The sequence below is a fragment of the Mesocryomonas fontinalis genome (assembly GCF_055730125.2).
Genome location: NZ_JBUZWG020000006.1, coordinates 245,505 through 269,268, shown reverse-complemented (window position 1 = coordinate 269,268; position 23,764 = coordinate 245,505). Strand labels below are relative to the sequence as shown.

Below are 23,764 nucleotides of genomic sequence, written 5' to 3'. Positions count from 1 at the left end.
GCCGGTTGCGCATTGCCCGCACCGCGTGGGCCGAACCCAATCCAGTGGGCCTAGCCATATGACCGATACCCCGATGCACCGCGACACCCGCGCCCCGGCCTCCGGCCCGCAGCGGATCATCGGCGCCGCGCCAGGCTCGCGCGATGCGCTGATGGGCGACGCCGCGCGCACCGACACCGCGGGCACGCTGGTGGCGAGCGGCATCACCAAGTCCTATCGCGGGCGCCGCGTCGTCGACAATGTCGACGTCTTCGTGCGCCGCGGCGAGGCCGTTGGCCTGCTCGGCCCGAACGGCGCCGGCAAGACCACGTGCTTCTACATGATCACCGGCCTGGTACCGGTCGATGGCGGCCGGATCGAGCTCGACGGGCACGACATCACGCAGATCCCGATGTACCGCCGGGCGCGCCTCGGCATTGGCTATCTCCCGCAGGAGGCCTCGATTTTCCGCGGCCTTTCGGTCGAGGACAACATCCGCGCCGTGCTGGAAGTGGTCGAGAAGGACAAGTCGGCCCGCGAGGACCAGTTGACCGCCTTGCTCGAGGAGTTTCACATCGAGCACCTGCGCAAGTCCCCGGCGACGGCGCTCTCCGGCGGCGAGCGTCGGCGCTGCGAGATCGCCCGGGCGCTCGCCTCGCGCCCGACCTTCATGCTGCTCGACGAGCCCTTCGCCGGCGTCGATCCGATCGCCGTCTCCGACATCCAGGACCTCGTGCGCCACCTCACCCAGCGCGGCATCGGCGTGCTGATCACCGACCACAACGTCCGCGAGACTCTCGGCCTCATCGACCGCGCCTACATCATGCATGCTGGCGCCGTTCTGACGCATGGCGACCCGCAGGAAATCGTCGACAATGTCGACGTCCGGCGCTTCTATCTCGGCGACCAGTTTACCTTCTGACCCGGTAGGCCTGACCGAGCGGCAGTTTCGCCGGGCCAAAGCCGGGGGCGCATTGACAAGCAAGATGCGGACCAGCTTTGATGCCGGTCGGCCCGGACGGGGTTTTTGTCCGGCCATCCTGTCCGGGATGTCGCAAGGCGTGTTCAATGCTCTCCGCTAAGCTCCAGATGCGTCAAAGCCAGAGCCTGGTGATGACCCCCCAGCTGCTGCAGTCGATCCGGCTGTTGCAGTTCTCGCACCGCGAGCTGCAAACCTTCATCGACCAGGAAATGGAAAAGAACCCGCTGCTCGCGACCGACGCCGGCGCCGATCCCGGCAGCGCGGAGGGTGCCGAGGGCGCAGCGGAGGCAAGCGTTCCCGCCGAGGCCGGCAGCGGCGAGACCGCTCTGTCCGGCGCGCGCGAGGATGGCGACGCCTATGATGACGGCTTCGAGGCGGTCGAGCCTGCCGCCGGCACGCCGGCGGACGAGCGCAGCCCGCTGCAGCCGAGCAGCCATGACGGCGGCGCGGGCGGTGGTGGCTCGGGCGCCTCGTTCATCGAGGCGCTGGCCGAGGCGAGACCCTCGCTCTACGCCCATGCCTTGCAGGAGATCCAGGAGGCGATCCGCGATCCGCTTGAGCGCAAGATCGCCGAGAGCCTGGTCGAGCAGCTCGACGAGGTCGGCTATCTCCGCCTCGATGTCGGGCAGACCGCTGCAACGCTCGGCATCGCGCCGGCCCGGCTGGCGGACATCATCGCCCGGCTGCAGCGCGAGGCCGAGCCGGCCGGGCTGTTCGCGCTGGACCTTTCCGACTGCCTCGCCATCCAGCTGCGCCGGCAGGACCGGCTGGACCCGGTGATGGAAAGCGTGCTCGCGCATCTCGACCTCCTCGGCCGCCGCGATTTTGCGGCGCTCCGGCGGATTACCGGCGAGGACGAGAGCGGCCTGATGGACATCCTCGCGGAAATCCGCCGGCTGGACCCGAAGCCCGGCCAGGGCTTCGATGCCTCGGCGGTGGACGTGGTGGTGCCCGACGTCGTGGTCGAGGCGGCGTCCGACGGCAGCTGGCGGATCGAGCTGAACCCGGACGCGCTGCCGAAAGTCCTCGTCCAGTCCGACTATGTCGGGCGCATCGCCACCGGGCGGCTCGACAAGGAGGAGCAGACCTTCATCTCGGACTGCCACGCCTCCGCCAACTGGCTGGTCCGCTCGCTCGACCAGCGGGCCCGCACCATCCTGAAGGTCGCGAGCGAAATCGTCCGCCGCCAGGATGGCTTCCTGATGGAAGGCATCACCGGGCTGAAGCCGTTGACGCTGATGAGCGTCGCGGAGGCCGTCGGCATGCATGAATCGACGATCAGCCGGGTCACCGCCAACAAGTACATGGCGACGCCCCGGGGCACGTTCGAGCTGAAATTCTTTTTCACCGTGGCGATCGCCTCCTCCTCCGGCGGCGACGCGCATTCGGCCGAGAGCGTCAAGCACCGCATCAAGACCATGGTCGGCGCCGAAGGGCCGGGCTCGGTCCTCTCCGACGACGACATCGCCGAAAAGCTGAAGCGCGAGGGCGTCGACCTCGCACGGCGCACGGTGGCGAAATATCGGGAAGGGCTGGGTATTCCGTCCTCGATTCAACGACGCCGAGAATTTAACGCCCGGCGGCTCGCGTCCTGAACGCCCGCCAAGCTCCTGATCGCGTTCGCTCTTCCCTGCGCGCGGGAGGAGAATGCCACGCGCTGGCCCGATCACGCGATGTGTCAGGGGATCGCAGAGCCGTGCTTCGCGTTGACAGGAGGTTCGATCGTTCTTAGAAGGCCGACCCTAAAACCGTCGGTCGGACCCAAGGCGATCGAGAAGGCCGCGCCGGCCGGATTGGCGCAGGTTCTTCGCGAAAAGATCCGGCCAGAACCAGCTGGCCGGTGTATCAAGGGGACGGATCCACTTCGTGTCGAAGCGGGATCGAATGTCCGGAGGAGCTAGCAATATGAGTGTTCGGGTATCCGGCAAACATATGGACGTGGGCGAGGCATTTCGCACGCGGATCGAGGACAAGCTCGGCCAGCTGGTCGGGAAGTATTACGACGGCAATTTCAGCGCCACGGTCGTGGTGTCGAAGGATGGACCGCGGTTTTCCAGCGACTGCAGCCTGCACCTCGATACCGGCGTGATCTTCCAGGCCGCCGGCGAGGCGCATGATCCGGAGGTCGCCTTCGCCGATTCCGCCGAACGCATCGAGAAGCGCCTGCGCCGCTACAAGCGCCGCCTGAAGGACCACTATGCCGGCGGCAACGGCCAGCAGCGCGACGTCGCCTACACCGTCATGCAGGCGCCCTTGCCCGAGGAAGACGACATCGACGAGGTGCCGGAGGACTACGCACCGGCGATCGTCGCCGAGACCTCGCTGCAGGTCCGCTACATGTCGGTGGCCAGCGCGGTGATGGAGCTCGACCGGCGCGACAGCCCGGTGGTGGTGTTCCGCAACGCCGGCAGCGGCGAGGTGAACATCGTCTACCGCCGCGCCGACGGCAATTTCGGCTGGGTCGACCCCTCGACCTACAAGACCGAGGCGTAAAGCCTCGGGCATGGCTCCGCGCTCAGGTTGGCGCGAGCCATGCCCGTCCGACGATGTGCTGCGGAACCGTTGATGCGGTCTCACCGGCAGCCCGCCTCAGATACGGATTTCCAGCCTCATGACGTCGCATTCCCCTGCCAAGATCATCGCGATGGACCTCGGCGACCTCATCGTGCCGGAAGCGATCCTGCCGGCGCTGAAGGCCACGTCCAAGAAGCAGGTGCTGCAGGAGTTGTCCGAGCGCGCCGCCGAGCAGACGGGCCTTTCCGAGCGCGAGATCTTCGAGACCGTGCTGCAGCGCGAGCGTCTCGGCTCTACCGGGGTCGGCAACGGCATCGCCATCCCGCACGGCAAGCTCTCCAACCTGACCCGGCTCGTCGGCGTCTTCGGTCGCCTCAGCCGCCCGATCGAGTTCGACGCGCTGGACGACCAGCCGGTCGATCTCGTCTTCCTGTTGCTGGCACCCGAGGGCGCCGGCGCCGATCATCTGAAGGCCCTGTCGAAGATCGCCCGTCTCCTGCGCAACCCGGAGACCGTGGCGCGGCTTCGTTCGTCGCGCGACTCCGAGACCATCTATTCCCTGATGACCGAGGCCAGGTCCCCGCACGCCGCCTGACATCCCTCTCGACCACGTCCCGCAAGCTCTCGGCGCGGCAATAAAAAAGGGCGGCTTTCGCCACCCTCCCGTTTCTTCAATTCCGTCCACTGCGACAGCGTCGCTGCTTGAGGGCTGAACTGCCCTCATCCGCTGCTCAGTGAATGCTGACGGTGACCAGCGAGTTGTCCGAAGCGCTGGCGAGAATGCTGCCGCGGTCATCGGAAACAGCGAGCGGCGTACCGTCCGCGCCGAAGAGGGCCCAGAGGCTGATGCCCGGCGCGATCGACTGGGCGGACGGAAATTTCGCGCGGATATCGTCGGACGACATGCGGCGAAGATAAGCCACATGGCCTTCGCCGATGGCGGCGAGATCGGTCTCGGAAATGGTCGACGGCATGTTGGACGGCATGGTGTTCGTCATTTTATCGTCTCCTCAAAGGCAAACGTAGTGCAATCGTAATCGATCCAAAGGATCGGACTTCACGCTGTGACATTGATCTCGATGCGCTTCACGACACGCTCCGGCTCGGGCCTGGCGAGGTCGATCAGCAGAAGGCCGTTTTTCAGCGTGGCCCCGATGATCTTCATCCCGTCGGCGAACAGGAAGTTCTTCTGGAACTGCCGGGCGGCAATGCCGCGGTGGAGATAGTCGCGGTCCTTCTCGTCGCCTTGCCGGCCGCGGATGGTCAGCTGGTTCTCTTCCGTGGTCACTTCGAGATCCTCCGGGCGGAAGCCCGCCACCGCCAGCGTGATCCGGAGGAAATGCGACCCTGTCGGGCCGGCCTCGCCTTCCTCGCCGATGCGCTCGATATTGTAGGGAGGATAGCCCTCCCCGCCTTTTCCGATGCGCTCCAAGGTGCGCTCGACGGTATCGAAGCCCAGCAGAAAGGGACTGGAAAACGGTGTCATCCGGCTCATCAAGCCAAGTCCTTGTGAAAGCGACTTTGATGGAGACCCAAGGGAAGCGGCGTCTCCGGCACTGTTCACCTCATATGGCGTCGGCTTTCTCCGAGTTCAATCAGGTTGCGGCCCCGAAAGCCGGCTGCCTTATGTTCCGCCTCATCGGTAAAGAAACCGTCTCTCTTTCCGGTTGGCGCGACCAAGTTTGACCAAGGCGCCGCGCCGTCAGGAAGCTGTGCCGTTTTCCCGGAAGTTCAGGACGACGCCGTTGATGCAGTGGCGCTTGCCGGTCGGGGCCGGACCGTCGTCGAAGACATGGCCGAGATGGCCGCCGCAGGTGGCGCAATGCTCTTCGGTTCGGGGATAGACCAGCTTGTAGTCCGTGGTGTTGCCGACATTGCCGGCGATCGCCGCGTAGAAGCTCGGCCAGCCGGTACCGGAATCGAACTTGGTGTCGGAGGTGTAGACCGGCGTATCGCAGCCGGCGCAGCTGTAGGTGCCTTGCTTATCGTTGTGGTTCAGTTGGCTGGAGAACGGCCGCTCGGTGCCCTCCTGGCGCAGCACGGTGTACTGGTCGGGCGTCAGCTTCTTGCGCCATTCCTCGTCGGTCAGCTTGAAGCGGAAATCACCCTCGGCGCTTTCGGCGGGCCGGCCGAGACCGAAAAGCGCGACGCCGCCGAGAAGGCCGACGGAAAGAGCTGCGCTGGTCTGAAGAAACTGCCGACGCTGCATGGCGCCCTCCGGAGATCGAGTGGTGGTGGTCGTTCCGGCATAATGTAGCCGCTCTCGGTCGTCGCACCAGAGGAAGCGGGCGTCTGGCACCGCCGAGCACGCGGACGTGTAGACGGCGTGCAGGACGATCCACGGCCGCAAGGCCGCCAGGTGCTGGCATCGGGATGGCCGCAGCCAACGTCAGTCGTCGACGCGGCCGCGTCCCTTCTTGACGTCGGCCCGCACGCGCTTGCCGGTCAGCCGCCGCTCGACCGAGCCCTTCGACGGGCGCGTCTTCTTGCGCGGCGGGGGTGGCGGGACGAGCGCCTCCTGGATCAGGGCGATCAGCCGGTCGCGCGCATCCTGGCGGTTGCGCTCCTGGGTGCGGTGGCGCGAGGCCTCGATCAGGATCTCGCCGGCCTTCGTCGTGCGGCTGCCGGCGAGCTTCATCAGCCGCACCGCGACCTCGTCGGACAGCACCCGGGCGCCGCGCGCGTCGAAGCGCAGCTGTACGGCGGTCGCGACCTTGTTGACGTTCTGCCCGCCGGGACCGCTCGAGCGGATGAAGCTCTCCTCGAGAAAGGCGCCGGGGATCAGCAGCCGGGCATTGACGCGCAGGCCGTCCTCTTCCTCGCTCATCGCCGTTTCTCCCTGCGGTCCCGCTGCGGCCCCGCTACACCCGCCGGCTCCATGTGCCCGCGGCGTCCGCGCCTGGCAAGCGGCGGGCCGGGAAAACAAAAAGACCCGCGACCGCCGCTCTCCCGAACGGCGATCGCGGGCCTGCCCTCCCAGAGCAGGGGGTGGCGCGCCTACTCGGCGGCGAGCGCGGAGATCGGCGAGGCTTCCAGCACGTCGTTGCCGACATGTGCCTCGAACTTCCCGAAGTTGGCGCGGAACATCTCGACGAGCTTGGCGGCCTGCCGGTCGTAGGCGGCCTTGTCGGCCCAGGTCGAGCGCGGGTCGAGAATGCCGGTATCAACGCCGTCGACGGCCACCGGCACCTGGAAGCCGAAGGACGGATCGGTGCGGAACTCGGCATCCTTCAGCGAGCCGTCGAGCGCGGCGGCGAGCAGCGCCCGCGTCACCTTGATCGGCATGCGGTTGCCGGTGCCGTAGGCGCCGCCGGTCCAGCCGGTGTTGACCAGCCAGCAGTCGACGCCGTGCTTGCCGATGAGGTCGCGCAGGAGGTTGCCGTATTCCGACGGGTGGCGCGGCATGAACGGTGCGCCGAAGCAGGTCGAGAACGTCGCCTCCGGCTCGGTGACGCCCTTCTCGGTGCCCGCGACCTTGGCGGTGTAGCCGGACAGGAAGTGGTACATCGCCTCGGCGGAGGTCAACTTGGCGATCGGCGGCAGCACGCCGAAGGCGTCCGCCGTCAGCATGATGATGTTCTTCGGATGGCCCGCCCGGCCGCTCTCGCTGGCGTTCGGGATGAAGTGCAGCGGATAGGCCGCGCGGGTGTTCTCGGTCAGCGACTTGTCGTCGAAGTCCGGAACGCGAGCCTCGTCGAGCACGACGTTTTCAAGGACGGTGCCGAACTTGCGCGTGGTGGCGAAAATTTCCGGCTCCGCCTCGGCCGAGAGCTTGATCGTCTTGGCGTAGCAACCGCCCTCGAAGTTGAAGACGCCGTGCTCGCCCCAGCCATGCTCGTCGTCGCCGATCAGCGTGCGCTTGGGATCTGCAGACAAGGTCGTCTTGCCGGTGCCGGACAGGCCGAAGAACACCGCGACGTCGTCGCCCTCGCCGGAATTGGCCGAGCAGTGCATCGGCATCACGCCCTTCTCCGGCAGGAGATAGTTGAGGACGGTGAACACCGACTTCTTCATCTCGCCGCCATAGGACGTGCCGCCGATCAGGATGATCTTGCGGGTGAGGTCGCAGGCGATGATCGTCTCGGTCCGCGCGCCGTGCCGCTCGGGGTCGGCGCGGAAGGACGGCAGGTCGATGATCGTCAGCTCCGGATCGAAGCTCTCGAGTGCCGCGCGCGTCGGGCGGATCAAGAGGTTGCGGATGAAGAGCGCGTGCCAGGCGTATTCCGTCACGACGCGGGTCGAGATGGCATAGTCGGGATCGGCGCCGCCGACGAGGTCCTGGACGAAGAGGTCGCGGCCCTTGGCATGTGCCTTGAAGTCGTCGTAGAGGCGCTCGAAGGCCTCGGGCTCCATCGGCTTGTTGTTGTCCCACCAGATCACCGGATCGGTGTGCTCGTCGCGGACGACGAACTTGTCCTTGGCGGACCGGCCGGTGTGCTGGCCGGTGGTGACCACCAGCGCGCCGTGCGCGGTGAACTCGCCTTCGCCGCGGCGGATCGCGGTCTCCGTCAGCTCGACCTCCGTCAGGTTCCACCGCACCGAGGCGAGGTCGGTCAGTCCCGTGGTGTCCAGCCCTTTGGCGCGGTTGCGCAGCCCGATCTCGTCCATGCCGTCACTCCTTCGTCTGCGCTCCCCGCCCCGGCAGGTCACGATCAAGTGCTCCAGTCAATACTGCGCTGCATCATGTTGAGCAAGCCGCCTTTCTCAGATTAACCAATGAAGTCAGAGTATTAATCGATTTAATGTTGGGCGGACAAAATCTAATCGGTTCATTGACTGCCGCGCTGGCGATGTTCTCTTGCCCGACATTCAAAGCCACGGAGTTGAGCGGCCGGCGGCACCTTTTGCTCTTTCCGGCATTTGAGTGGGGAAGCGGCCTCGCAGGCAGGCAGCCCGCAAGGGCCGGCAGCCGGTCAGGACGACGCCGGCATTTTCACCGAGTGGAAAAGGATCCGATATGACCACGAACACCACCGACGCTTTCTGGGACATGGTCGACGACTTCGATACCTGCATGGTCGTCACCCGCAATGGCGGCCAGCTCCGGGCCCGCCCGATGGCGCCGCGGGTCTCGCAGGAGCGCCGTGAGATCCTCTTCCTGACCGACCGGGAATCGCACAAGGTCGAGGAGATCGAGGCCGATAACGGCGTGGCGCTGACCTTCTCCAAGCATGGCAAGTATGTGTCGGTCTCCGGCACCGCGCGCGTTTCCTCCGACCGCGCCCTGGTCGAGAAGATCTGGGACTCCGAGGCCGAGGCCTGGATGCCGCAGGGCAAGGAAGACCCGAGCGTCGTCGTGCTGGTGATCGACCCCGACCAGGCCGAGCTCTGGGACGTGAAGGCGAGCAAGGTCGAGCAGGCCTGGGAGTTCGCGAAGGCCTATCTCGGTTCGAAGGACCGGCCGGACACCACCGAGTATAAGAAGGTCGACCTCTAAATCTGCACCTGCGCGGTTGCGCATGTCTCTTGCGGCGGCTCCCCGGAGCCGCCGTTTGTCGTTTCTCGCGGCGACGCTTCCCGCGGAAAAGCTGCTTTTGGCAGCTCAAAGCCCGAGAAACTGGCAATTTCAGCCGGCCGCCACATTTAAGAGCGAATGATGTCGCGTGAAGGCAAGTCGGCCGCCGCTGCGTCGGATCCCCGGGATAGCGCGCGTTGGCGGTGACCGAGGATCTAATCCGCTGCGGTTTGGCCGCGCGCAGTTGCCGTCGCGGACCATCGGCCCGCCGGCGCACGACGACGAGGAGAGTTTTTCGATGCCGACAATCGCTCTGGTGGACGACGACAGGAATATCCTGACGTCCGTGTCGATCGCCCTGGAGAACGAGGGATACCGCGTCGAGACCTATACCGACGGCGCCTCGGCCCTCGAGGGGCTGACCTCGCGTCCGCCGAACCTTGCGATCTTCGATATCAAGATGCCGCGCATGGATGGCATGGAGCTGCTGCGACGGCTTCGGATGAAGTCCGACCTCCCGGTGATCTTCCTGACCTCGAAGGACGAGGAGATCGACGAGCTGTTCGGGCTGAAGATGGGCGCCGACGACTACATCCGAAAACCTTTCTCCCAACGCCTTCTGGTCGAGCGGGTGCGGGCGATCCTGCGCCGCGGCGTGGCGCGCGAGACCGCCAAGACCGGCCCGGTGCCGGAGGCCTCGCTGGAGCGCGGGCAACTGGTCATGGACCAGGAGCGGCACACCTCGACGTGGATGGGCCAGCCGGTGACGCTGACCGTCACCGAGTTCCTGATCCTGCATTCGCTGGCCCAGCGCCCTGGCGTGGTCAAGAGCCGCGACGCGCTGATGGATGCGGCCTATGACGAGCAGGTCTATGTCGATGACCGCACCATCGACAGCCACATCAAGCGGCTGCGCAAGAAGTTCAAGGCGATCGACGACGACTTCGACATGATCGAAACTCTCTACGGTGTGGGCTACAGGTTCCGCGAGGTCTGATAGAGCGTGCGTCGGGATCGGCCGCGACGGTGGATCCCCGACGCAGGACCGGGGCACGGCGGCACGGTCGGCGCAAACCGGCCGGCATGGCCCCGACGGCCCCGAACGGATGAGCTGAACTCGAATGGTCGCAGACGCTGAGGGCGATGGCGGAAGCAACAATGCCGGGCGGGACAACGGGGCGACGCGGCGGCGGCGGTTCGGAGCGCTCGGCCGCACACGGCTGCGTCGGTTGCCGATGGTGCGACGGGGCCTGACGCGGGCCCGCTGGCTGCTCGGCCACTCCATCTTCTCCTCGCTGACGCGGCGCATCGTCTTCCTCAACCTCGTCGCGCTGATCGTCCAGGTCTCGGGCATCCTCTACCTCAACCAGTTCCGCGCGGGGCTGATCGACGCCCGCGTCGAGAGCCTCCTGACGCAAGGCGAGATCATCGCCAGCGCCATCGCCTCCTCGGCGACGGTCGAGACCAATTCGATCACGCTCGATCCCGAAAAGCTCCTGGAGCTGCAGGCCGGCTCCACCTTGCAGCCGGGAATGGATTCGGCCGACAGCCTGGACTTTCCGATCAATCCGGAGCGTGTCGCGCCGCTCCTGCGCCGGCTGATCTCGCCGACCCGCACGCGCGCGCGCCTCTACGACCGCGACGCCAACCTGATCCTCGACTCGCGCCATCTCTATTCCCGCGGCCAGATCCTGCGCTACGACCTGCCGCCGGTCGCCGACGAGGAGCCGAGCGTGCCCGAGCGCGTGGTCAGCTGGCTGCAGGACCTCTTCCAGCGCAGCGACCTGCCGCTCTATTCCGAGACGCCCGGCGGTTCCGGCACGACCTATCCCGAGGTGATGAACGCCTTGACCGGCGGCCCCGCCACCGTCGTCCGGGTCACCGACAAGGGCGAGCTGATCGTCTCCGTCGCCGTGCCGATCCAGCGTTTCCGGGCGGTGCTCGGCGTGCTCCTCCTGTCGACGCAAGGCGGCGACATCGACAAGATCGTCCAGGCCGAGCGCATGGCGATCATCCGCGTCTTCGCCGTCGCCGCCCTCGTCACCGTGGTGCTGTCGATCCTCCTCGCCTCGACCATTGCGACGCCGCTCCGGCGTCTCGCGGCGGCGGCGCTGCGGGTAAAGCGCGGCGTCCAGTCGCGCGAGGAGATCCCGGACTTCGGCGACCGCGCGGACGAGGTCGGCAATCTCGCCAGCGCCCTGCGAGACATGACCAATGCGCTCTACAAGCGGATGGATGCGATCGAGAGCTTCGCCGCCGACGTCAGCCACGAGCTGAAGAACCCGCTGACCTCGCTCCGATCGGCCGTCGAGACCTTGCCGCTCGCCCGCAACGAGGTGTCGAAGCAGCGCCTGCTCGCGGTCATCGAGCACGACGTTCGCCGCCTCGACCGGCTGATCACCGACATTTCCGACGCGTCCCGTCTCGATGCCGAGCTGGCGCGCGAGATGGTCGGTCGGGTCGAGCTGTCGAGCCTCATCGGCTCGGTGGTCCACGGCGCCCGCGCCCACACCAAGGAGGGCTGGGATACCGTGATCACCCTCAAGGTGGCGCCGCCGGTGCAGGGACGCGGCTACGCCGTCGCCGGCCACGACCTTCGTCTCGGCCAGGTCTTCACCAACCTCATCGACAATGCCCGCTCCTTCGTGCCGCCAGAGGGGGGCCGCATCCTCGTCTCGATCGAGCGGCGGGGCCTGCAGGTCGTCGTCACCATCGAAGACAACGGGCCGGGCATCCAGGCCGAGAAGATCGAGCGGATCTTCGAGCGCTTCTACACCGACCGACCCTCCGGCGAGGCTTTCGGCCAGAATTCCGGCCTCGGCCTGTCGATCTCGCTGCAGATCGTCGAGGCGCATGGCGGCTCGCTGCAGGCGGAGAACATTCCCGACCCCCGCGCCGAGGGCCAGCTCCTCGGCGCCCGCTTCACCGTCCGGCTGCCGGCCGCGTGAGCCCACCGATCAACCTCCACGCCACCGTCGTCGCCATATCGGGCCAGGGCATTCTGATCCGTGGCGCAGCGCGGAGCGGCAAGTCGTCGCTGGCGCTCTCGTTGCTGCGGCGGGCGGAGCTCTTGGGGCGCGAGGCGGCGCTGGTCTCGGACGACCAGGTTTTCCTCGAGGCCGCCGACGGCGGGGTGGAAGCGGTCGCGCCGCCATCGATCCGCGGGCTGATCGAGATTTCCGGCGTCGGCATCGTCGAGACCGCATCGATCGAGCGGGTCCGGCTCGACCTCGTCGTCGAACTTGCGGCACCCGAGGCGATCGAGCGGATGCCGGAGACGCGGACCACCGAGATTGCCGGCGTCGTCCTCGGCCGCATCGTACTGCCGGCCCGGCAGGCTGCCCTCGGGGCCGACATCCTGCACAGCCTGCTCTGGTGCGCGGCTGGACAGCGCCAGAACAGCATTTTGGGTTAAGGATAGGGCGCTATTCTTTGGAATGCTTGGCCGAGCTTTCGGTGAATCTTGAGCCGCAGGACCGGAACCGCCGTTTTTGAGACACAGTCCAGACTGGTTCATGGAGATGTGTGCCGTGCAGCATTGCGAGCCACCCCGTTCCTGGTGCATGGTCACGCGACATTTTGGCCGGGTCCACGCCATGTGGCCCGTCACGGAACCGATGCCGGGTGGCACCATCCGTGGATACCGTCGCAAGCAGCAGTGCGGAGTGCGTCCCTTGTTCCCCTTCCCAACCGCGATGGCGCGATGCTGCCGAGTTTGATCTTGCGGGCCGGCATGGCCACAGGCTCCGGCGATCGCCGCCGCTGTACCACGGAAGCGACCGGCCGGACGGGCGGAGTCGTACCGGCATGATCGGACTGGTGCTCGTCACCCATGGCCAGCTCGCCCGGGAGTTCCGGCTGGCGGTCGAACACGTCGTCGGCCCGCAGGAGGCTTTCGAGACCATCTCGATTGGCCCCGAGGACGACATGGAGCAGCGGCGCAACGACATCGTCGAGGCCGTCGCCCGCGCCGACCGGGGCGCCGGCGTGATCATCGTCACCGACATGTTCGGCGGCACACCCTCGAACCTTGCCATCTCGGTGATGGACGGCACGAATGTCGACGTTCTCGCCGGCATGAACCTGCCGATGCTGATCAAGCTCGCGAGCGTCCGGCAGGACCAGTCGATCACCGACGCCCTGCGCATCGCGCAGGAGGCCGGCCGAAAATACATCAACGTCGCCAGCCGCATTCTCAGCGGCAAATGAGGCCAGCCATGACGGATGAGGACAAGGGCGCGGTCGACGGCGAAAACGGAAACGCCCTCCTGGGCGAGCCGCTCCAACGCCAGCTCGCGATCGTCAACAAGCGCGGGCTGCATGCGAGGGCCTCGGCGCGCTTCGTGCAGCTGGCCGAAACCTTCGACGCCGAGCTCAAGGTCAGCCGCGATGGCCTCAGCGTCGGTGGCCAGTCGATCATGGGCCTGATGATGCTCGCCGCCGGCCTCGGCTCGACCATCGAGGTCGAGGCCAGCGGCCGCGAGGCTGAAGCCGCCCTCGACGCCATCGCCCGCCTCGTCGCCGACAAGTTCGGCGAAGAGGCGTAGCGGCGAGACGTATCGCTCAAAGATCGCCATCCACTCTAGAAGCGCCGGATGCCGAACCCACGGGAGTCGGCCCACGAAGGCTCAGCGATCACCCGCTGCGAAGAGGCGCAAACCTAAGACGGTCGTCATCCTCGCGCATCGCGCGGGGACCCATGCCTCTCCGCTTCCATAGCCGCCTGTTCTGAAAACCTGAGGTCACCTCCCTTTACGAACCTGTCTCCCCCGCCTCGGCATGGATCCCCGCGCTGACGCGCGAGGATGACGAAACGTTAGGCGCTTACGACCTCCGGCTTGGAGACGGCTTGTGGGAGCTGAGCCTTCTGGGCCCCGGAACGAGCGCATTCTACAACTAAGCGACTTGGCCGCGCGAAGGCGCGGCGATCACCCGCTGTTCAAACGCACAAACCTCCGACACTCGTCATCCTCGCGCATCGCGCGGGGACCCATGCCTCTCCGCTTCCATACCGCTACGGCTACAAACCGCCGGCCACCTCCTTCTACGAACCTGGCTCCCACGCCTCGGCATGGGTCCCCGCGCTGACGCGCGAGGATGACGAGCGTTAGGCGCTTACGGCCTTAGCTTGGAGACGGCTCGTGGGAGCTGAGCCTTCTGGGCCCCGGAACAAGCGCATTCTACAACTAAGCGACTTGGCCGCGCGAAGGCTCAGCGATCACCCGCTGTTCAAACGCGCAAACCTCCGACGCTCGTCATCCTCGCGCCTCGCGCGGGGACCCATGCCTCTCCGCTTCCATAACCGCTACGGCTACAAACCGCCGGCCACCTCCCTTTACGAACCTGGCTTCCCCGCCTCGGCATGGGTCCCCGCGCTGACGCGCGAGGATGACGAGCGTTAGGCGCTTACGACCTTCAGCTTGGAGACGGCTCGTGGGAGCTTAGCCTTCTGGGCCCCGGAACAAGCGCATTCTACAACTAAGCGACTTGGCCGAGCGAAGGCTCAGCGATCACCCGCTGTTCAAACGCGCAAACCTCCGACGCTCGTCATCCTCGCGCATAGCGCGGGGACCCATGCCTCTCCGCTTCCATAACCGCCTGTTCTGAAAACCTGCGGCCATCTCCCTTTACGAACTCGTCTCCCCCGCCTCGGCATGGGTCCCCGCGCTGACGCGCGAGGATGACGAAACGTTAGGCGCTTATGACCTTCGGCTTGGCGACCGCTGGCGGCGCCCGAGCCCTTTCAGCCCCGGAACAAGCGCTCCTTACTGCGCCGGCTTCGCCGCCCCGCCGGCGGCAAGGATCGCCTGCCACATCGTGTCGGCATCGCTGCGGGCGGCGGTGGGGGAGAAGGCCAGGCGCTTTTCGCGCAGGCCGGTGAGGAGGTCGTTGCGGAGCGTCGTGGCGAGCCGGTCGCCGCCGGCCGCTGCCACGCTGGCGAAGGCGTAGGCGCGCGTCAGGTTGCGCGGCACGCCGGCGCCCTCGTAGTAGTCGAAGGCGAGGTTGCGGAGGCCGCTCCAGTCGCGGGCCGCGATCACCGAGGTCTCCTGCGTCACTTGCTCGGCGCCGGCGCCGGCCTGCCACTGCGACAGCGCCGCCTGCTCGCCGGCGGCGACCTGCTCCGGCGTCAGCCTGGCGCGGACGGCACCCAGAATCGCGTCGGGCACGGCCTCGCCTTGCGCCTTGGCCAGCAGCAGCAGCACGTAGGACGAGGCGGCGCTGTCCGGCGTCACCGCAGAATCCGGATCGAGCACGATGCCCCGCACCACGATGGCCGAGGCTTCCGGCTTGCCGGCGGCGATGTCGGACAGCGCCAGCGCGACGCCGCGGCGGACGTCCTGCGGAAGGCCGACGCCCTCGACCAGCCGCCGGGCCAGCGGCATGTCGGCAAGGCCCGATGCGGTGCCGGCGGCCTGGCCCGATGCCGGATCGACCAGCGCCGTTCTCTCGCTCGCCTCGGCCGAAACCGACGGGTTGAGGGCGAGGATCATCGCCTCGTCGAGCTGCACGCCCGGCTTGATCCGGCCGAGGTCGAAAGGCACCTCCGGCTGGAAGCGGATCTCGATGTGCTCGGGCTTGGCGAGATAGGTCTGCAGCGCGCCGGACCAGCCGACCGCCCGCTGCATCAGTGCCGGACTGGCACCGCCCGGCATGTCCTGGAACAGGCTGGAGATCATCGGCGTCAGCATGGTGGCGATCGCCCCCTGCAGCTGGCCGGCCGTGAGGTTCTGCGCCTCGGCGGCGATCCCGAAGCCGACGGCGGTGAGGCCCGCATCGTCGTAGCGCAGCGTCGCGCGGTGGAGCTTGCCGACGACCACCGGCGCGTCGCTCGCCGGCACCGGCACCGGCACGGCGGGCATCTCGCCATCGGTCATCGGCGCGCCCTCGAGGTCCGCGGCGACCTCATCCAGCGGCACCAGCACGTGAAACCCCTCGACCTTGGCGGCAAGGCTCAAGGCGCCGATGTTGCGGAACTTCGCCTCGACGTCGACATCGTAGGTGGCCGAGCCGACATCGGCATCGACGGACGCGACGATGTCGCCGCGGATGATCTCGGAATCCAGCTTCTTCAGCGTATCGCGCGCCTCGGCGTCCATCGGGATCGCGCGCGTGTCGATCGAGATGCCCTCGTAGAGCTGGTTCTCGGCGTTGATCCGAATCCGGTCGACGGCGACGTCGACGCCCGCTCGCCCGATCTTCAGGCCGGAGACGACGAAGTCGCGGGTGACCGGATCGTAGCCGCGCGACTGGTAGGTGATCACCGCGGCGCTGCGGCCGAAAGTGACGACGACGTCGAAGATCATCGGGGCATAGGGCAGCAGCCATTGCGAGAAGCTGAGGTCCGGCGCGCCCGCAAGGCCGGCCAGCGGCGCCATCGCGCCGAGCGCATCGACACCCGCACCTTGGGCGCGCGCCGGCGCCTGCCCGAGGACGAGCGCTGCGGCGCAGCAGCCGGAGAGCGCCAGGTGGCGAAGGGCGCGATGGGTCGGACGGGACATTCGTGGATCTCCGGGCAGCGGTGGCGGCGACGATAGCCGACTTTTCCGATGGCGTGAAAGGGATTGGTTCAGGATACCATATAAAGAAATGCTTATATCCGCTTGTGTCGATCTGGGGCGGCTGGTACACCATGGCGGACGCCACGGCCCCCGACGGCCGCGCATTGGAGGCCCGCGCCCCTCCCCCCATTCACGGCACCCAGAGGGTCAACGCCCTCTCTCACTTCTCTTAGACACGCAGAGGGCAGACGCCCTCCCTCACTTCACTTTCGAAAGGACTATCCCATGGCATTCGCCCAGGACTACGTCATCAGGGATCCCGAGCTCGCCTCGTGGGGCCGCAAGGAAATCGAGATCGCCGAGACCGAGATGCCGGGCCTGATGTCCTGCCGCGAGGAGTTCGGTTCGGACAAGCCGCTGACCGGCGCGCGCATCACCGGCTCGCTGCACATGACGATCCAGACCGCCGTGCTGATCGAGACGCTGCAGGCGCTCGGCGCCGAGGTCCGCTGGGCCTCCTGCAACATCTTCTCGACGCAGGACCACGCCGCCGCCGCGATCGCCGCGACCGGCACCCCGGTCTTCGCCGTCAAGGGCGAGAGCCTCACCGAATACTGGGACTACACCGATCGGATCTTCCAGTGGACCGATGGCGGTCTCACCAACATGATCCTCGACGATGGCGGCGACGCCACGATGTACATCCTCACCGGCGCCCGCGCCGAGGCCGGCGAGGACGTCTTGTCCAGCCCCGGCAACGAGGAAGAAGAGATCTTCGTCGCCCAGATCAAGAAGCGCATGGCGGCGAGCCCCGGCTTCTTCACCAAGCAGCGCGACGCCATCAAGGGCGTCACCGAGGAGACCACGACCGGCGTCAACCGGCTGTACCAGCTGCAGAAGAAGGGCCTGCTGCCGTTCCCGGCGATCAACGTCAACGACAGTGTCACCAAGTCGAAGTTCGACAACAAGTACGGCTGCAAGGAGTCTCTGGTCGACGGTATCCGCCGCGCCACCGACGTGATGATGGCCGGCAAGGTCGCGATCGTCTGCGGCTATGGCGACGTCGGCAAGGGCTCGGCCGCCTCGCTCCAGGGCGCCGGCGCCCGCGTCAAGGTGACGGAAGTCGACCCGATCTGCGCGCTGCAGGCGGCCATGGACGGCTTCGAGGTCGTCCGCCTCGAGGACGCCGCGCCGACCGCCGACATCATCATCACCACCACCGGCAACAAGGACGTGGTGACGCTCGCCACCATGCGCCTGATGAAGGACATGGTGATCCTCGGCAATATCGGCCATTTCGACAACGAGATCGAAGTGCTCTCGCTGCGCAACATGAAGTGGACGAACATCAAGCCGCAGGTGGACATGATCCACTTCCCCGACGGCAAGCGCATCCTGCTGCTGTCCGAGGGTCGCCTCTTGAACCTCGGCAACGCCACCGGCCACCCGTCCTTCGTGATGTCGGCCTCGTTCACCAACCAGACGCTGGCGCAGATCGAGCTGTTCACCAAGGCCGAGAAGTACGGCAACGAGGTCTACGTGCTGCCGAAGCACCTCGACGAGAAGGTCGCCCGCCTGCACCTCGCCAAGCTCGGCGCCAACCTCACCGAGCTCAGCGCCGAACAGGCCGCCTATATCGGCGTCACGCCGCAAGGCCCGTTCAAGGCCGAGCACTACCGCTACTAGAACACGCCGACACCCCGCGATTCAGAAAGGCCGCCGGCGAGCAACCCTCCCGGCGGCCTTTCTTTTTACGTGTCAACGCCTTCGTAAGCTTTGCCCGGATTCGCGTTGGGGTTAGGTTGCTCGAATCGCTGGGGACCGGAAGGGACGCCGCCCGCAGCGACGGGGCCACGGCCCCTCCCATTCCAATGCGACTGCGAAGGACGAGGGTATGCCTTCGATCATGCGATTGACCCGCTCAGGACCTGCCGCGGACGCCGGGCGACAGACGTCCCGCACGGGCATGGCTGCGCCCTGTCGGGCGCGGCTGCCGCTTTCGCGCGGCGGCTGCGGCCTCGGCGCGGCCGTGGGCCTGGCGCTGAGCGCGACTGCCGCCCGGGCGCAGAGCATGGAGGAGAGCCTCGGCATCGCGGTGGCGCCGAACGACATCCTCTACCTCGCGCTGTTCGCGCTCTCGGTCGGGGCGGCCATGCTGATCGCCGTCTGGCTGATCCGGCAGCGCTCGCTGGTCATCGCCGAGAACGGCACGCTTCGCGCCGCGCTGGCCGAACGGAGTTTTGAGGCCGACAAGCGGGCGGCGCTGCTCGCCGGCGACGACCAGCGCGTCGTCATCTATGCCGGCAACGGCCAGCCCGAAGTCCTCGGCACTTTGCCCGCCGCCACCGGCGCCCCCGCCGACACCCGCCGCTTCCTCGCCTTCACCGACTGGCTGCCGCGCGAGACCGCGGTGCGGCTCGACGCGGCGATCGAACGGCTGAAGGGCAAGGCGGAAGCCTTCAAGATGACGCTCGCCGACAGCGAGGGCCAGCCGGTCGAGGCGGTCGGCCGTACCCACGGTGCCCTCGCGGTCGTCCGCTTCACGCCGCTGTTCGGGGTGCGCGAGGAGCTGACCCGGCTGCAGGTCGAGCATGCCCGGGTGATCGCCACCATCGAGACCATGCAACGGCTCTGCGATGCGCTGGACATGCCGGTCTGGCTGCGCGACCGCGAGCGGCGGCTGGTCTGGGTGAACCGCGCCTATGCCGGCGCGGTCGATGCCACCGGCGTCGCCGACGCGGTCGACCGCCAAATCGAGTTCCTGACCGAGACCGACCGGGGCGCCATCGCCGCGGCGGTGGAATCGAAGGGCGTCTTCGCCGACCGCATCTCGACCGTCGTCGACGCCGACCGGCGCAATTTCAGCGTGGTGGATGCTGCGGGGCCGCTCGGCTCGGCCGGTGTCGCCACCGACATCTCCGAGACCGAGGCGGTCCGGATGGAGCTGAAGCAGACGATCAAGAGCCATTCCGAGACGCTGGACCACCTGACCACGGCGGTCGCCCGCTTCGACGACAAGACCCAGCTGATCTACTACAACTCGGCCTTCCAGCGACTGTTCGACCTCGCCGGCACCTATCTCGACACCGCGCCCGATCATGTCGCAATGATGGACCAGCTGCGCTCGCGTGGGACCTTGCCGGAAGACCGGCCGCTGCGCGACGTCAAGGCCGAGATCATGGCCGCCTACCGCGCGACCGAGCCGACCGAGCTGCTCTGGCACCTCGCCGATGGCCGCACGCTGCGCATCTTCGCCAGCCCCCAGCCGCAAGGCGGCGCGACCTGGGTGTTCGAGGACCTTACCGAGAAGCTCGAGCTGGAAAGCCGGCTCAACGCGCTGGTCCGCCTGCAGGGCGAGACGCTCGACTTCCTCAACGAGGCGGTGGCGGTGTTCGGCCAGGACGGCAAGCTGCGCCTGTCGAACCCGGCTTTCGGCGAGCTCTGGGGCCTCTCCGACGAGTTTCTTTCCGCCAAGCCGCACATCAAGACGCTGTCGAAGACTACCTCGACGCCGATCCGCCGCGCCGAGGAAGGCGAGGACGGCGTCGGCTGGCCGGAATTCTGCCAGGCGGTCACCGCCTTCGACGAGGGCGCGCGCACGGCCACCGCCGGCGAGTTCGTCTTCGCCGACGGCCGCGTCGCCAGCTACGGCATCGTGCCGCTGCCGAACGGCCAGACCATGCTGACCTTCGCCGACATCTCCGACGCCCGCCGGGCCGAGCTGATGCTGCGCGAGCGCAACGACGCGCTGGAGGTCGCCGACCGCATCAAGACCGACTTCGTCAAGCACGTGAACTACGAGCTGCGCTCGCCGCTGACCAACATCATCGGCTTCTCCGCGCTGCTGCGCTCGACCGAGACCGGCCCGCTGACCGCGCGCCAGAGCGAGTATCTCGACTACATCTCGGTCTCGACGGCCTCGCTGATGACCATCGTCAACGACATTCTCGACCTTGCCTCGATCGACGCGGGGACGATGGATCTCGAGATGACCGACGTCGACATTGCCGAGACCGCGGAGAAGGCCGCCGAGGCGATCCGCGACCGGCTGAAGGAGAACGACATCAAGATCCTGGTGGACGTCGCCGGCGCCGGGACGACGCTGCGCGCCGACGAGCACCGGGTTACCCAGATCCTCTTCAACCTCCTGTCGAACGCTGCCAACTTCGCGCCGGCCGGCTCGACCATCGGCCTCAAGGCGGTGCGCGAGCCCGGCGCCGTCGCCTTCCTGGTGCGCGACGAGGGCCCGGGCATCGCGCCCGACCAGATCGCCCGGATCTTCGAGCGCTTCGAGTCCGATCCCGTCGGCGGCCGCAGCTCCGGCGCCGGCCTCGGCCTGTCGATCGTCAAGAGCTTCCTCGAGCTGCACAAGGGCTCGATCGACATCGAATCCTCCGAGAACGGCGGCACCACGGTGATCTGCCGCTTCCCCGTCGCCGACCGGGCCATCGATCTGGCGGCCGAATGATGGATGCTGCGACCGACACCCTCGTGACGCTGTCGCTGCCCGACGAGGCCACGACGAAAAAGCTCGGCGAGGCGCTGATCCTGGCGCTCCGTGCCGGCGATGTCGTGGCGCTGTTCGGCGACCTCGGCGCCGGCAAGTCGACGTTGGCACGCGCGATGATCCGCACGGCTGCCGACGATGCGGACATCGAAGTGCCCTCGCCGACCTACACGCTGGTGCAGGTCTACGAGACGGACCCGCCGATCGCGCATTTCGACCTCTACCGGCTCGCCGATGGTTCAGAGCTCGACGAGCTCGGCTTCGGCGAGGCCGCCGAGACCGGCATCGTCCTCTGCGAATGGCCGGAGCGCGCCGGCGAGGTGCTGGCGCGGGCAACACTGCACGTGCGGCTGGAGACTGCGGGCGAGGGCCGGATTGCTTCGCTCTCGGGCACCGCGGCGACCATGGCGCGGGTCCGGCGCAGCCTCGCCCTCACGGCCTTCCTCGATGCGCAGATGCCGCCCGCCGACAGCCGCCGCCGCTTCTTCGGCGACGCCTCGGCACGCCGCTACGAGACCGTGCAGCGCGCCGGCACGACCGCCATCCTGATGGACGCGCCACGCGTCAGCCAGGGGCTGCCGGTTCGGAACGGCCTGACCTATGCCCGCATCGCCCACATCTCCGAGGACGTCACGCCCTTCGTCGCCATCGCCCGCGCCCTGAGGGCCAACGGCTTCACCGCGCCCGAGGTCTACGCCTGCGACCTCGACGCCGGCTTCGTCCTCCTGGAGCATCTCGGCGACGACACCCCGCTCGACGGCGAGGGCCGGCCGATCGCCGAACGCTACGAGGCGACCGCGCTGACGCTCGCCGCCCTCCACGCCCGGACCTGGGATCCCGCCATGCCGGCGGCGGACGGCATCGTCCACCACGTCCCCGACTTCGACCGCGGCGCGATGGCCATCGAGACCGAGCTGCTGCTCGACTGGTACGTGAAGCGCAGCCGCGGCACGCCGCCGACCGAGGCCGAGCGGGCCGACTATGTCGCGGTGTGGCGCGATCTCTTCGACCTCCTGCGCGACGCCGAGCCGAGCCTTCTCCTGCGCGACGTGCACTCGCCCAACATCATCTGGCGCGGCGACAGGACCGGCACCGACCGGATCGGCCTCATCGACTTCCAGGATGCGATGATCGGCCCTTCCGCCTACGACCTCGCCTCGCTGGCGCAGGATGCGCGCGTCGACATCGCGCCGGAACTGGAGATGCGGCTGACCGCGTCCTATGTCGCGGCGCGCCAGGCGCAAGGACCGTTCGACCAGGAAGGCTTCGAGCGGGCCTATGCCATCATGGCGGCCCAGCGGGCATCGAAAATTCTCGGCATTTTCGTGCGTCTCGACGAACGCGACGGAAAACCGCAATATCTGCGTCACATACCGCGGCTTAAGACCTATCTAGACAGGACGCTCGGGCATCCCTCGCTCGCGGCGCTCCGCCATCTCTACCAGGAATGGGGCATCGTCGGCCGTTCGCCGCGGTCCCGCTGACCGACAAAGGCCAGACCATGACGCCACGCGACAAGTTCCGCCCGAAGACCGCCATGGTGCTCGCCGCCGGCCTCGGCAAACGCATGCGGCCGATCACCTCGACCATCCCGAAGCCGCTGGTCGAGATCCGCGGCCGCGCCCTCATCGACTACGGCCTCGATGCGCTCGCCCGCAACGGCGTCGAGAAGGTCGTCGTCAACGTCCACTACCTCGCCGACCTCATGCGGGCGCACCTTCGCCGCCGCAAGGACATGGAGATCGTCATCTCCGACGAGACCGATACGCTGCTGGAATCCGGCGGCGGCATCGTGCGCGCGCTGCCGCTGATCGGCGAGGACCCGTTCTTCGTCGTCAATTCCGACACGTTCTGGATCGACGGCTACCGCGACAACCTCGACCTGATGACCGACCTCTGGGACCCCGCCCGCATGGACGTGTCGCTGCTGATCGCCGACATGCGCCAGGCCACCGGCTATGACGGCAAGGGCGACTTCACCATGGACGTCGAGGGGCGCCTCGCCCGCGTCGGCGAGCGCGACATGTCGCCCTTCATCTATGCCGGTGCGGCGATCCTGAAGCCCTCCTCCTTTGCCGGGATGATGGAGGAGAAGTTCTCGCTCAACCGCATCTTCGACCAGGCGATCGAGGCCGACCGCCTGTTCGGCACCCGCCTCGACGGTCTCTGGCTGACCGTCGGCACCCCCGGCGCCATCGCCGAGGCCGAGGCGACGTTCATGGCCAGCGCGAGTGCGAGTGCGGCTTAGGCGGCATCAACGCCTTGAGCGGCGCGGCATAGCTAACTGTACGAAAGAGGCTCGGTGACGGGCTTGATCGGCCGAGGTCCCTCGTGACATTCTCCAGCATGATCAGGACGCCATCGACGGCCGACGCCGCAGACATCTCCCGCGACGCGGCCCTCGAAACGCTCGCCGCCTCGGAAGAGGTCTTGGCGTGGCAGGCGGACAAGATCCGCGCCGGGCTGAAGGCTGCGGACGAGGGTCGCTTCGCGACGCCCGAGGCGGTTGCGGCCGTGGTGCAAAAATACAGCCGGAATGCATGAGCTGATCTGGACGGAGGATGCCCTCCAGGATCTTGACGACATCGGCGCCTTCATCGCTCACGACAATCCCCGTGCCGCCGCAAACCTGGTGACGCGCATCGCCAGAAGCGTCGCTTCCTTGGCCGCACATCCCCAACTGGGGCGGGTCGGACGCGATCCGAGCACCCGCGAGCTTGTCGTGCCCGCAATCGCGTATATCGTGGCATACCGCGTGCGACAGCGGATCGAGGTCCTGGCGATCTTTCATGCCGCGCGCCGGTGGCCGGATCGGTTCGAGGGTTAGA

Annotated in this window: 22 protein-coding genes; 16 read left to right on the top strand and 6 right to left on the bottom strand. The window is 67.3% G+C overall.

All coding sequences use genetic code 11. From position 1 onward, the window contains the following. Nucleotides 1–151 precede the first annotated feature (151 nt). From lptB to ptsN, 4 genes are all read left to right on the top strand, one after another. Nucleotides 152–901, top strand: coding sequence for an LPS export ABC transporter ATP-binding protein (gene lptB / locus ACZL02_RS16475; protein ID WP_472934462.1), 750 nt, complete (start codon nucleotides 152–154; stop codon nucleotides 899–901). 146 nt (nucleotides 902–1,047) lie between these two features. Beyond that, nucleotides 1,048–2,556 (top strand): RNA polymerase factor sigma-54, encoded by a 1,509-nt coding sequence (gene rpoN / locus ACZL02_RS16470; RefSeq protein WP_472939338.1) that lies wholly within the window; start codon nucleotides 1,048–1,050, stop codon nucleotides 2,554–2,556. Between the two features lie 310 nt (nucleotides 2,557–2,866). Beyond that, nucleotides 2,867–3,454, top strand: coding sequence for a ribosome hibernation-promoting factor, HPF/YfiA family (hpf, locus tag ACZL02_RS16465; protein WP_472934359.1), 588 nt, complete (start codon nucleotides 2,867–2,869; stop codon nucleotides 3,452–3,454). 151 nt (nucleotides 3,455–3,605) lie between these two features. Next, nucleotides 3,606–4,070 (top strand): PTS IIA-like nitrogen regulatory protein PtsN, encoded by a 465-nt coding sequence (gene ptsN / locus ACZL02_RS16460; protein ID WP_472939602.1) that lies wholly within the window; start codon nucleotides 3,606–3,608, stop codon nucleotides 4,068–4,070. Between the two features lie 136 nt (nucleotides 4,071–4,206). Here ptsN and ACZL02_RS16455 read toward each other — a convergent pair whose 3' ends face one another. The 5 genes from ACZL02_RS16455 to ACZL02_RS16435 all read right to left on the bottom strand — a co-directional run bounded on the left by ACZL02_RS16455 (nucleotide 4,207) and on the right by ACZL02_RS16435 (nucleotide 8,083). Next, a complete protein-coding gene (locus ACZL02_RS16455; RefSeq protein ID WP_472939337.1) occupies nucleotides 4,207–4,473 on the bottom strand; it encodes a BQ00720 family protein in 267 nt (88 codons plus the stop codon). 59 nt (nucleotides 4,474–4,532) lie between these two features. Next, entirely contained in the window at nucleotides 4,533–4,970 is a 438-nt protein-coding gene (locus tag ACZL02_RS16450; RefSeq protein WP_472939336.1) for an Hsp20 family protein, read from the bottom strand. A gap of 207 nt (nucleotides 4,971–5,177) precedes the next feature. After that, complete coding sequence (gene msrB, locus ACZL02_RS16445; RefSeq protein ID WP_472939335.1) at nucleotides 5,178–5,684, bottom strand: peptide-methionine (R)-S-oxide reductase MsrB; 507 nt, start codon at nucleotides 5,682–5,684, stop codon at nucleotides 5,178–5,180. A 180-nt stretch (nucleotides 5,685–5,864) separates the two neighbouring features. Next, complete coding sequence (gene arfB, locus ACZL02_RS16440; RefSeq protein WP_472934355.1) at nucleotides 5,865–6,302, bottom strand: alternative ribosome rescue aminoacyl-tRNA hydrolase ArfB; 438 nt, start codon at nucleotides 6,300–6,302, stop codon at nucleotides 5,865–5,867. Between the two features lie 170 nt (nucleotides 6,303–6,472). After that, a complete protein-coding gene (locus tag ACZL02_RS16435) occupies nucleotides 6,473–8,083 on the bottom strand; it encodes a phosphoenolpyruvate carboxykinase (RefSeq protein ID WP_472939334.1) in 1,611 nt (536 codons plus the stop codon). Between the two features lie 349 nt (nucleotides 8,084–8,432). On the opposite strand from ACZL02_RS16435, the gene ACZL02_RS16430 reads away from it, so the two are divergent. From ACZL02_RS16430 to ACZL02_RS16405, 6 genes are all read left to right on the top strand, one after another. Next, complete coding sequence (locus tag ACZL02_RS16430) at nucleotides 8,433–8,912, top strand: pyridoxamine 5'-phosphate oxidase family protein (RefSeq protein WP_472939333.1); 480 nt, start codon at nucleotides 8,433–8,435, stop codon at nucleotides 8,910–8,912. Nucleotides 8,913–9,228: 316 nt separating this feature from the next. Further along, entirely contained in the window at nucleotides 9,229–9,927 is a 699-nt protein-coding gene (locus tag ACZL02_RS16425; RefSeq protein ID WP_472934352.1) for a response regulator, read from the top strand. Between the two features lie 238 nt (nucleotides 9,928–10,165). Next, entirely contained in the window at nucleotides 10,166–11,878 is a 1,713-nt protein-coding gene (locus ACZL02_RS16420; RefSeq protein ID WP_472939601.1) for a sensor histidine kinase, read from the top strand. Continuing rightward, nucleotides 11,875–12,345: an HPr kinase/phosphorylase gene (locus ACZL02_RS16415; protein WP_472939332.1), complete on the top strand. Its 471-nt coding sequence runs from the start codon at nucleotides 11,875–11,877 to the stop codon at nucleotides 12,343–12,345. Before ACZL02_RS16420 ends, ACZL02_RS16415 begins: the two co-directional genes overlap by 4 nt. A gap of 392 nt (nucleotides 12,346–12,737) precedes the next feature. Then, a complete protein-coding gene (locus tag ACZL02_RS16410; RefSeq protein ID WP_472939331.1) occupies nucleotides 12,738–13,139 on the top strand; it encodes a PTS sugar transporter subunit IIA in 402 nt (133 codons plus the stop codon). 8 nt (nucleotides 13,140–13,147) lie between these two features. Then, nucleotides 13,148–13,477 (top strand): HPr family phosphocarrier protein, encoded by a 330-nt coding sequence (locus tag ACZL02_RS16405; RefSeq protein WP_472939330.1) that lies wholly within the window; start codon nucleotides 13,148–13,150, stop codon nucleotides 13,475–13,477. A gap of 1,218 nt (nucleotides 13,478–14,695) precedes the next feature. Here ACZL02_RS16405 and ACZL02_RS16400 read toward each other — a convergent pair. Then, nucleotides 14,696–16,429 carry an aq_1923 C-terminal domain gene (locus tag ACZL02_RS16400; protein WP_472939329.1) on the bottom strand — a complete coding sequence of 578 codons (1,734 nt, stop codon included), beginning with the start codon at nucleotides 16,427–16,429 and terminating at the stop codon, nucleotides 14,696–14,698. Nucleotides 16,430–16,714: 285 nt separating this feature from the next. On the opposite strand from ACZL02_RS16400, the gene ahcY reads away from it, so the two are divergent. The 6 genes from ahcY (at nucleotide 16,715) to ACZL02_RS16370 (ending at nucleotide 23,763) form a co-directional block, all read left to right on the top strand. Beyond that, nucleotides 16,715–18,115 carry an adenosylhomocysteinase gene (gene ahcY, locus ACZL02_RS16395; RefSeq protein WP_472939328.1) on the top strand — a complete coding sequence of 467 codons (1,401 nt, stop codon included), beginning with the start codon at nucleotides 16,715–16,717 and terminating at the stop codon, nucleotides 18,113–18,115. 280 nt (nucleotides 18,116–18,395) lie between these two features. Next, nucleotides 18,396–20,897: a PAS domain-containing sensor histidine kinase gene (locus ACZL02_RS16390; RefSeq protein ID WP_472939327.1), complete on the top strand. Its 2,502-nt coding sequence runs from the start codon at nucleotides 18,396–18,398 to the stop codon at nucleotides 20,895–20,897. After that, a complete protein-coding gene (gene tsaE / locus ACZL02_RS16385; protein WP_472939326.1) occupies nucleotides 20,897–22,420 on the top strand; it encodes a tRNA (adenosine(37)-N6)-threonylcarbamoyltransferase complex ATPase subunit type 1 TsaE in 1,524 nt (507 codons plus the stop codon). The genes ACZL02_RS16390 and tsaE overlap by 1 nt, the downstream gene beginning before the upstream one ends. Nucleotides 22,421–22,437: 17 nt before the next feature. After that, nucleotides 22,438–23,184, top strand: a complete 747-nt coding sequence (locus tag ACZL02_RS16380; RefSeq protein ID WP_472939325.1) for a nucleotidyltransferase family protein — start codon at nucleotides 22,438–22,440, stop codon at nucleotides 23,182–23,184. Nucleotides 23,185–23,267: 83 nt separating this feature from the next. After that, nucleotides 23,268–23,480, top strand: a complete 213-nt coding sequence (locus ACZL02_RS16375) for a hypothetical protein (protein WP_472939324.1) — start codon at nucleotides 23,268–23,270, stop codon at nucleotides 23,478–23,480. Next, entirely contained in the window at nucleotides 23,473–23,763 is a 291-nt protein-coding gene (locus tag ACZL02_RS16370; protein ID WP_472939323.1) for a type II toxin-antitoxin system RelE/ParE family toxin, read from the top strand. Before ACZL02_RS16375 ends, ACZL02_RS16370 begins: the two co-directional genes overlap by 8 nt. The last annotated feature ends 1 nt before the right edge of the window (nucleotide 23,764 follow it).

Bases quoted from the DNA above. Each gene is read 5' to 3' on its own strand.
- ACZL02_RS16425 (WP_472934352.1), top strand. From the start codon at position 9,229: ATGCCGACAATCGCTCTGGTGGACGACGACAGGAATATCCTGACGTCC.
- ACZL02_RS16405 (WP_472939330.1), top strand. From the start codon at position 13,148: ATGACGGATGAGGACAAGGGCGCGGTCGACGGCGAAAACGGAAACGCC.
- ptsN (WP_472939602.1), top strand. From the start codon at position 3,606: ATGGACCTCGGCGACCTCATCGTGCCGGAAGCGATCCTGCCGGCGCTG.
- arfB (WP_472934355.1), bottom strand. From the start codon at position 6,302: ATGAGCGAGGAAGAGGACGGCCTGCGCGTCAATGCCCGGCTGCTGATC.
- ACZL02_RS16370 (WP_472939323.1), top strand. From the start codon at position 23,473: ATGCATGAGCTGATCTGGACGGAGGATGCCCTCCAGGATCTTGACGAC.
- hpf (WP_472934359.1), top strand. From the start codon at position 2,867: ATGAGTGTTCGGGTATCCGGCAAACATATGGACGTGGGCGAGGCATTT.
- ACZL02_RS16455 (WP_472939337.1), bottom strand. From the start codon at position 4,473: ATGACGAACACCATGCCGTCCAACATGCCGTCGACCATTTCCGAGACC.
- ACZL02_RS16380 (WP_472939325.1), top strand. From the start codon at position 22,438: ATGACGCCACGCGACAAGTTCCGCCCGAAGACCGCCATGGTGCTCGCC.
- ACZL02_RS16410 (WP_472939331.1), top strand. From the start codon at position 12,738: ATGATCGGACTGGTGCTCGTCACCCATGGCCAGCTCGCCCGGGAGTTC.
- rpoN (WP_472939338.1), top strand. From the start codon at position 1,048: ATGCTCTCCGCTAAGCTCCAGATGCGTCAAAGCCAGAGCCTGGTGATG.
- ACZL02_RS16400 (WP_472939329.1), bottom strand. From the start codon at position 16,429: ATGTCCCGTCCGACCCATCGCGCCCTTCGCCACCTGGCGCTCTCCGGC.
- ACZL02_RS16435 (WP_472939334.1), bottom strand. From the start codon at position 8,083: ATGGACGAGATCGGGCTGCGCAACCGCGCCAAAGGGCTGGACACCACG.
- ACZL02_RS16450 (WP_472939336.1), bottom strand. From the start codon at position 4,970: ATGAGCCGGATGACACCGTTTTCCAGTCCCTTTCTGCTGGGCTTCGAT.
- ACZL02_RS16420 (WP_472939601.1), top strand. From the start codon at position 10,166: ATGGTGCGACGGGGCCTGACGCGGGCCCGCTGGCTGCTCGGCCACTCC.
- lptB (WP_472934462.1), top strand. From the start codon at position 152: ATGGGCGACGCCGCGCGCACCGACACCGCGGGCACGCTGGTGGCGAGC.
- tsaE (WP_472939326.1), top strand. From the start codon at position 20,897: ATGGATGCTGCGACCGACACCCTCGTGACGCTGTCGCTGCCCGACGAG.
- ahcY (WP_472939328.1), top strand. From the start codon at position 16,715: ATGGCATTCGCCCAGGACTACGTCATCAGGGATCCCGAGCTCGCCTCG.
- msrB (WP_472939335.1), bottom strand. From the start codon at position 5,684: ATGCAGCGTCGGCAGTTTCTTCAGACCAGCGCAGCTCTTTCCGTCGGC.
- ACZL02_RS16430 (WP_472939333.1), top strand. From the start codon at position 8,433: ATGACCACGAACACCACCGACGCTTTCTGGGACATGGTCGACGACTTC.
- ACZL02_RS16390 (WP_472939327.1), top strand. From the start codon at position 18,396: ATGGCTGCGCCCTGTCGGGCGCGGCTGCCGCTTTCGCGCGGCGGCTGC.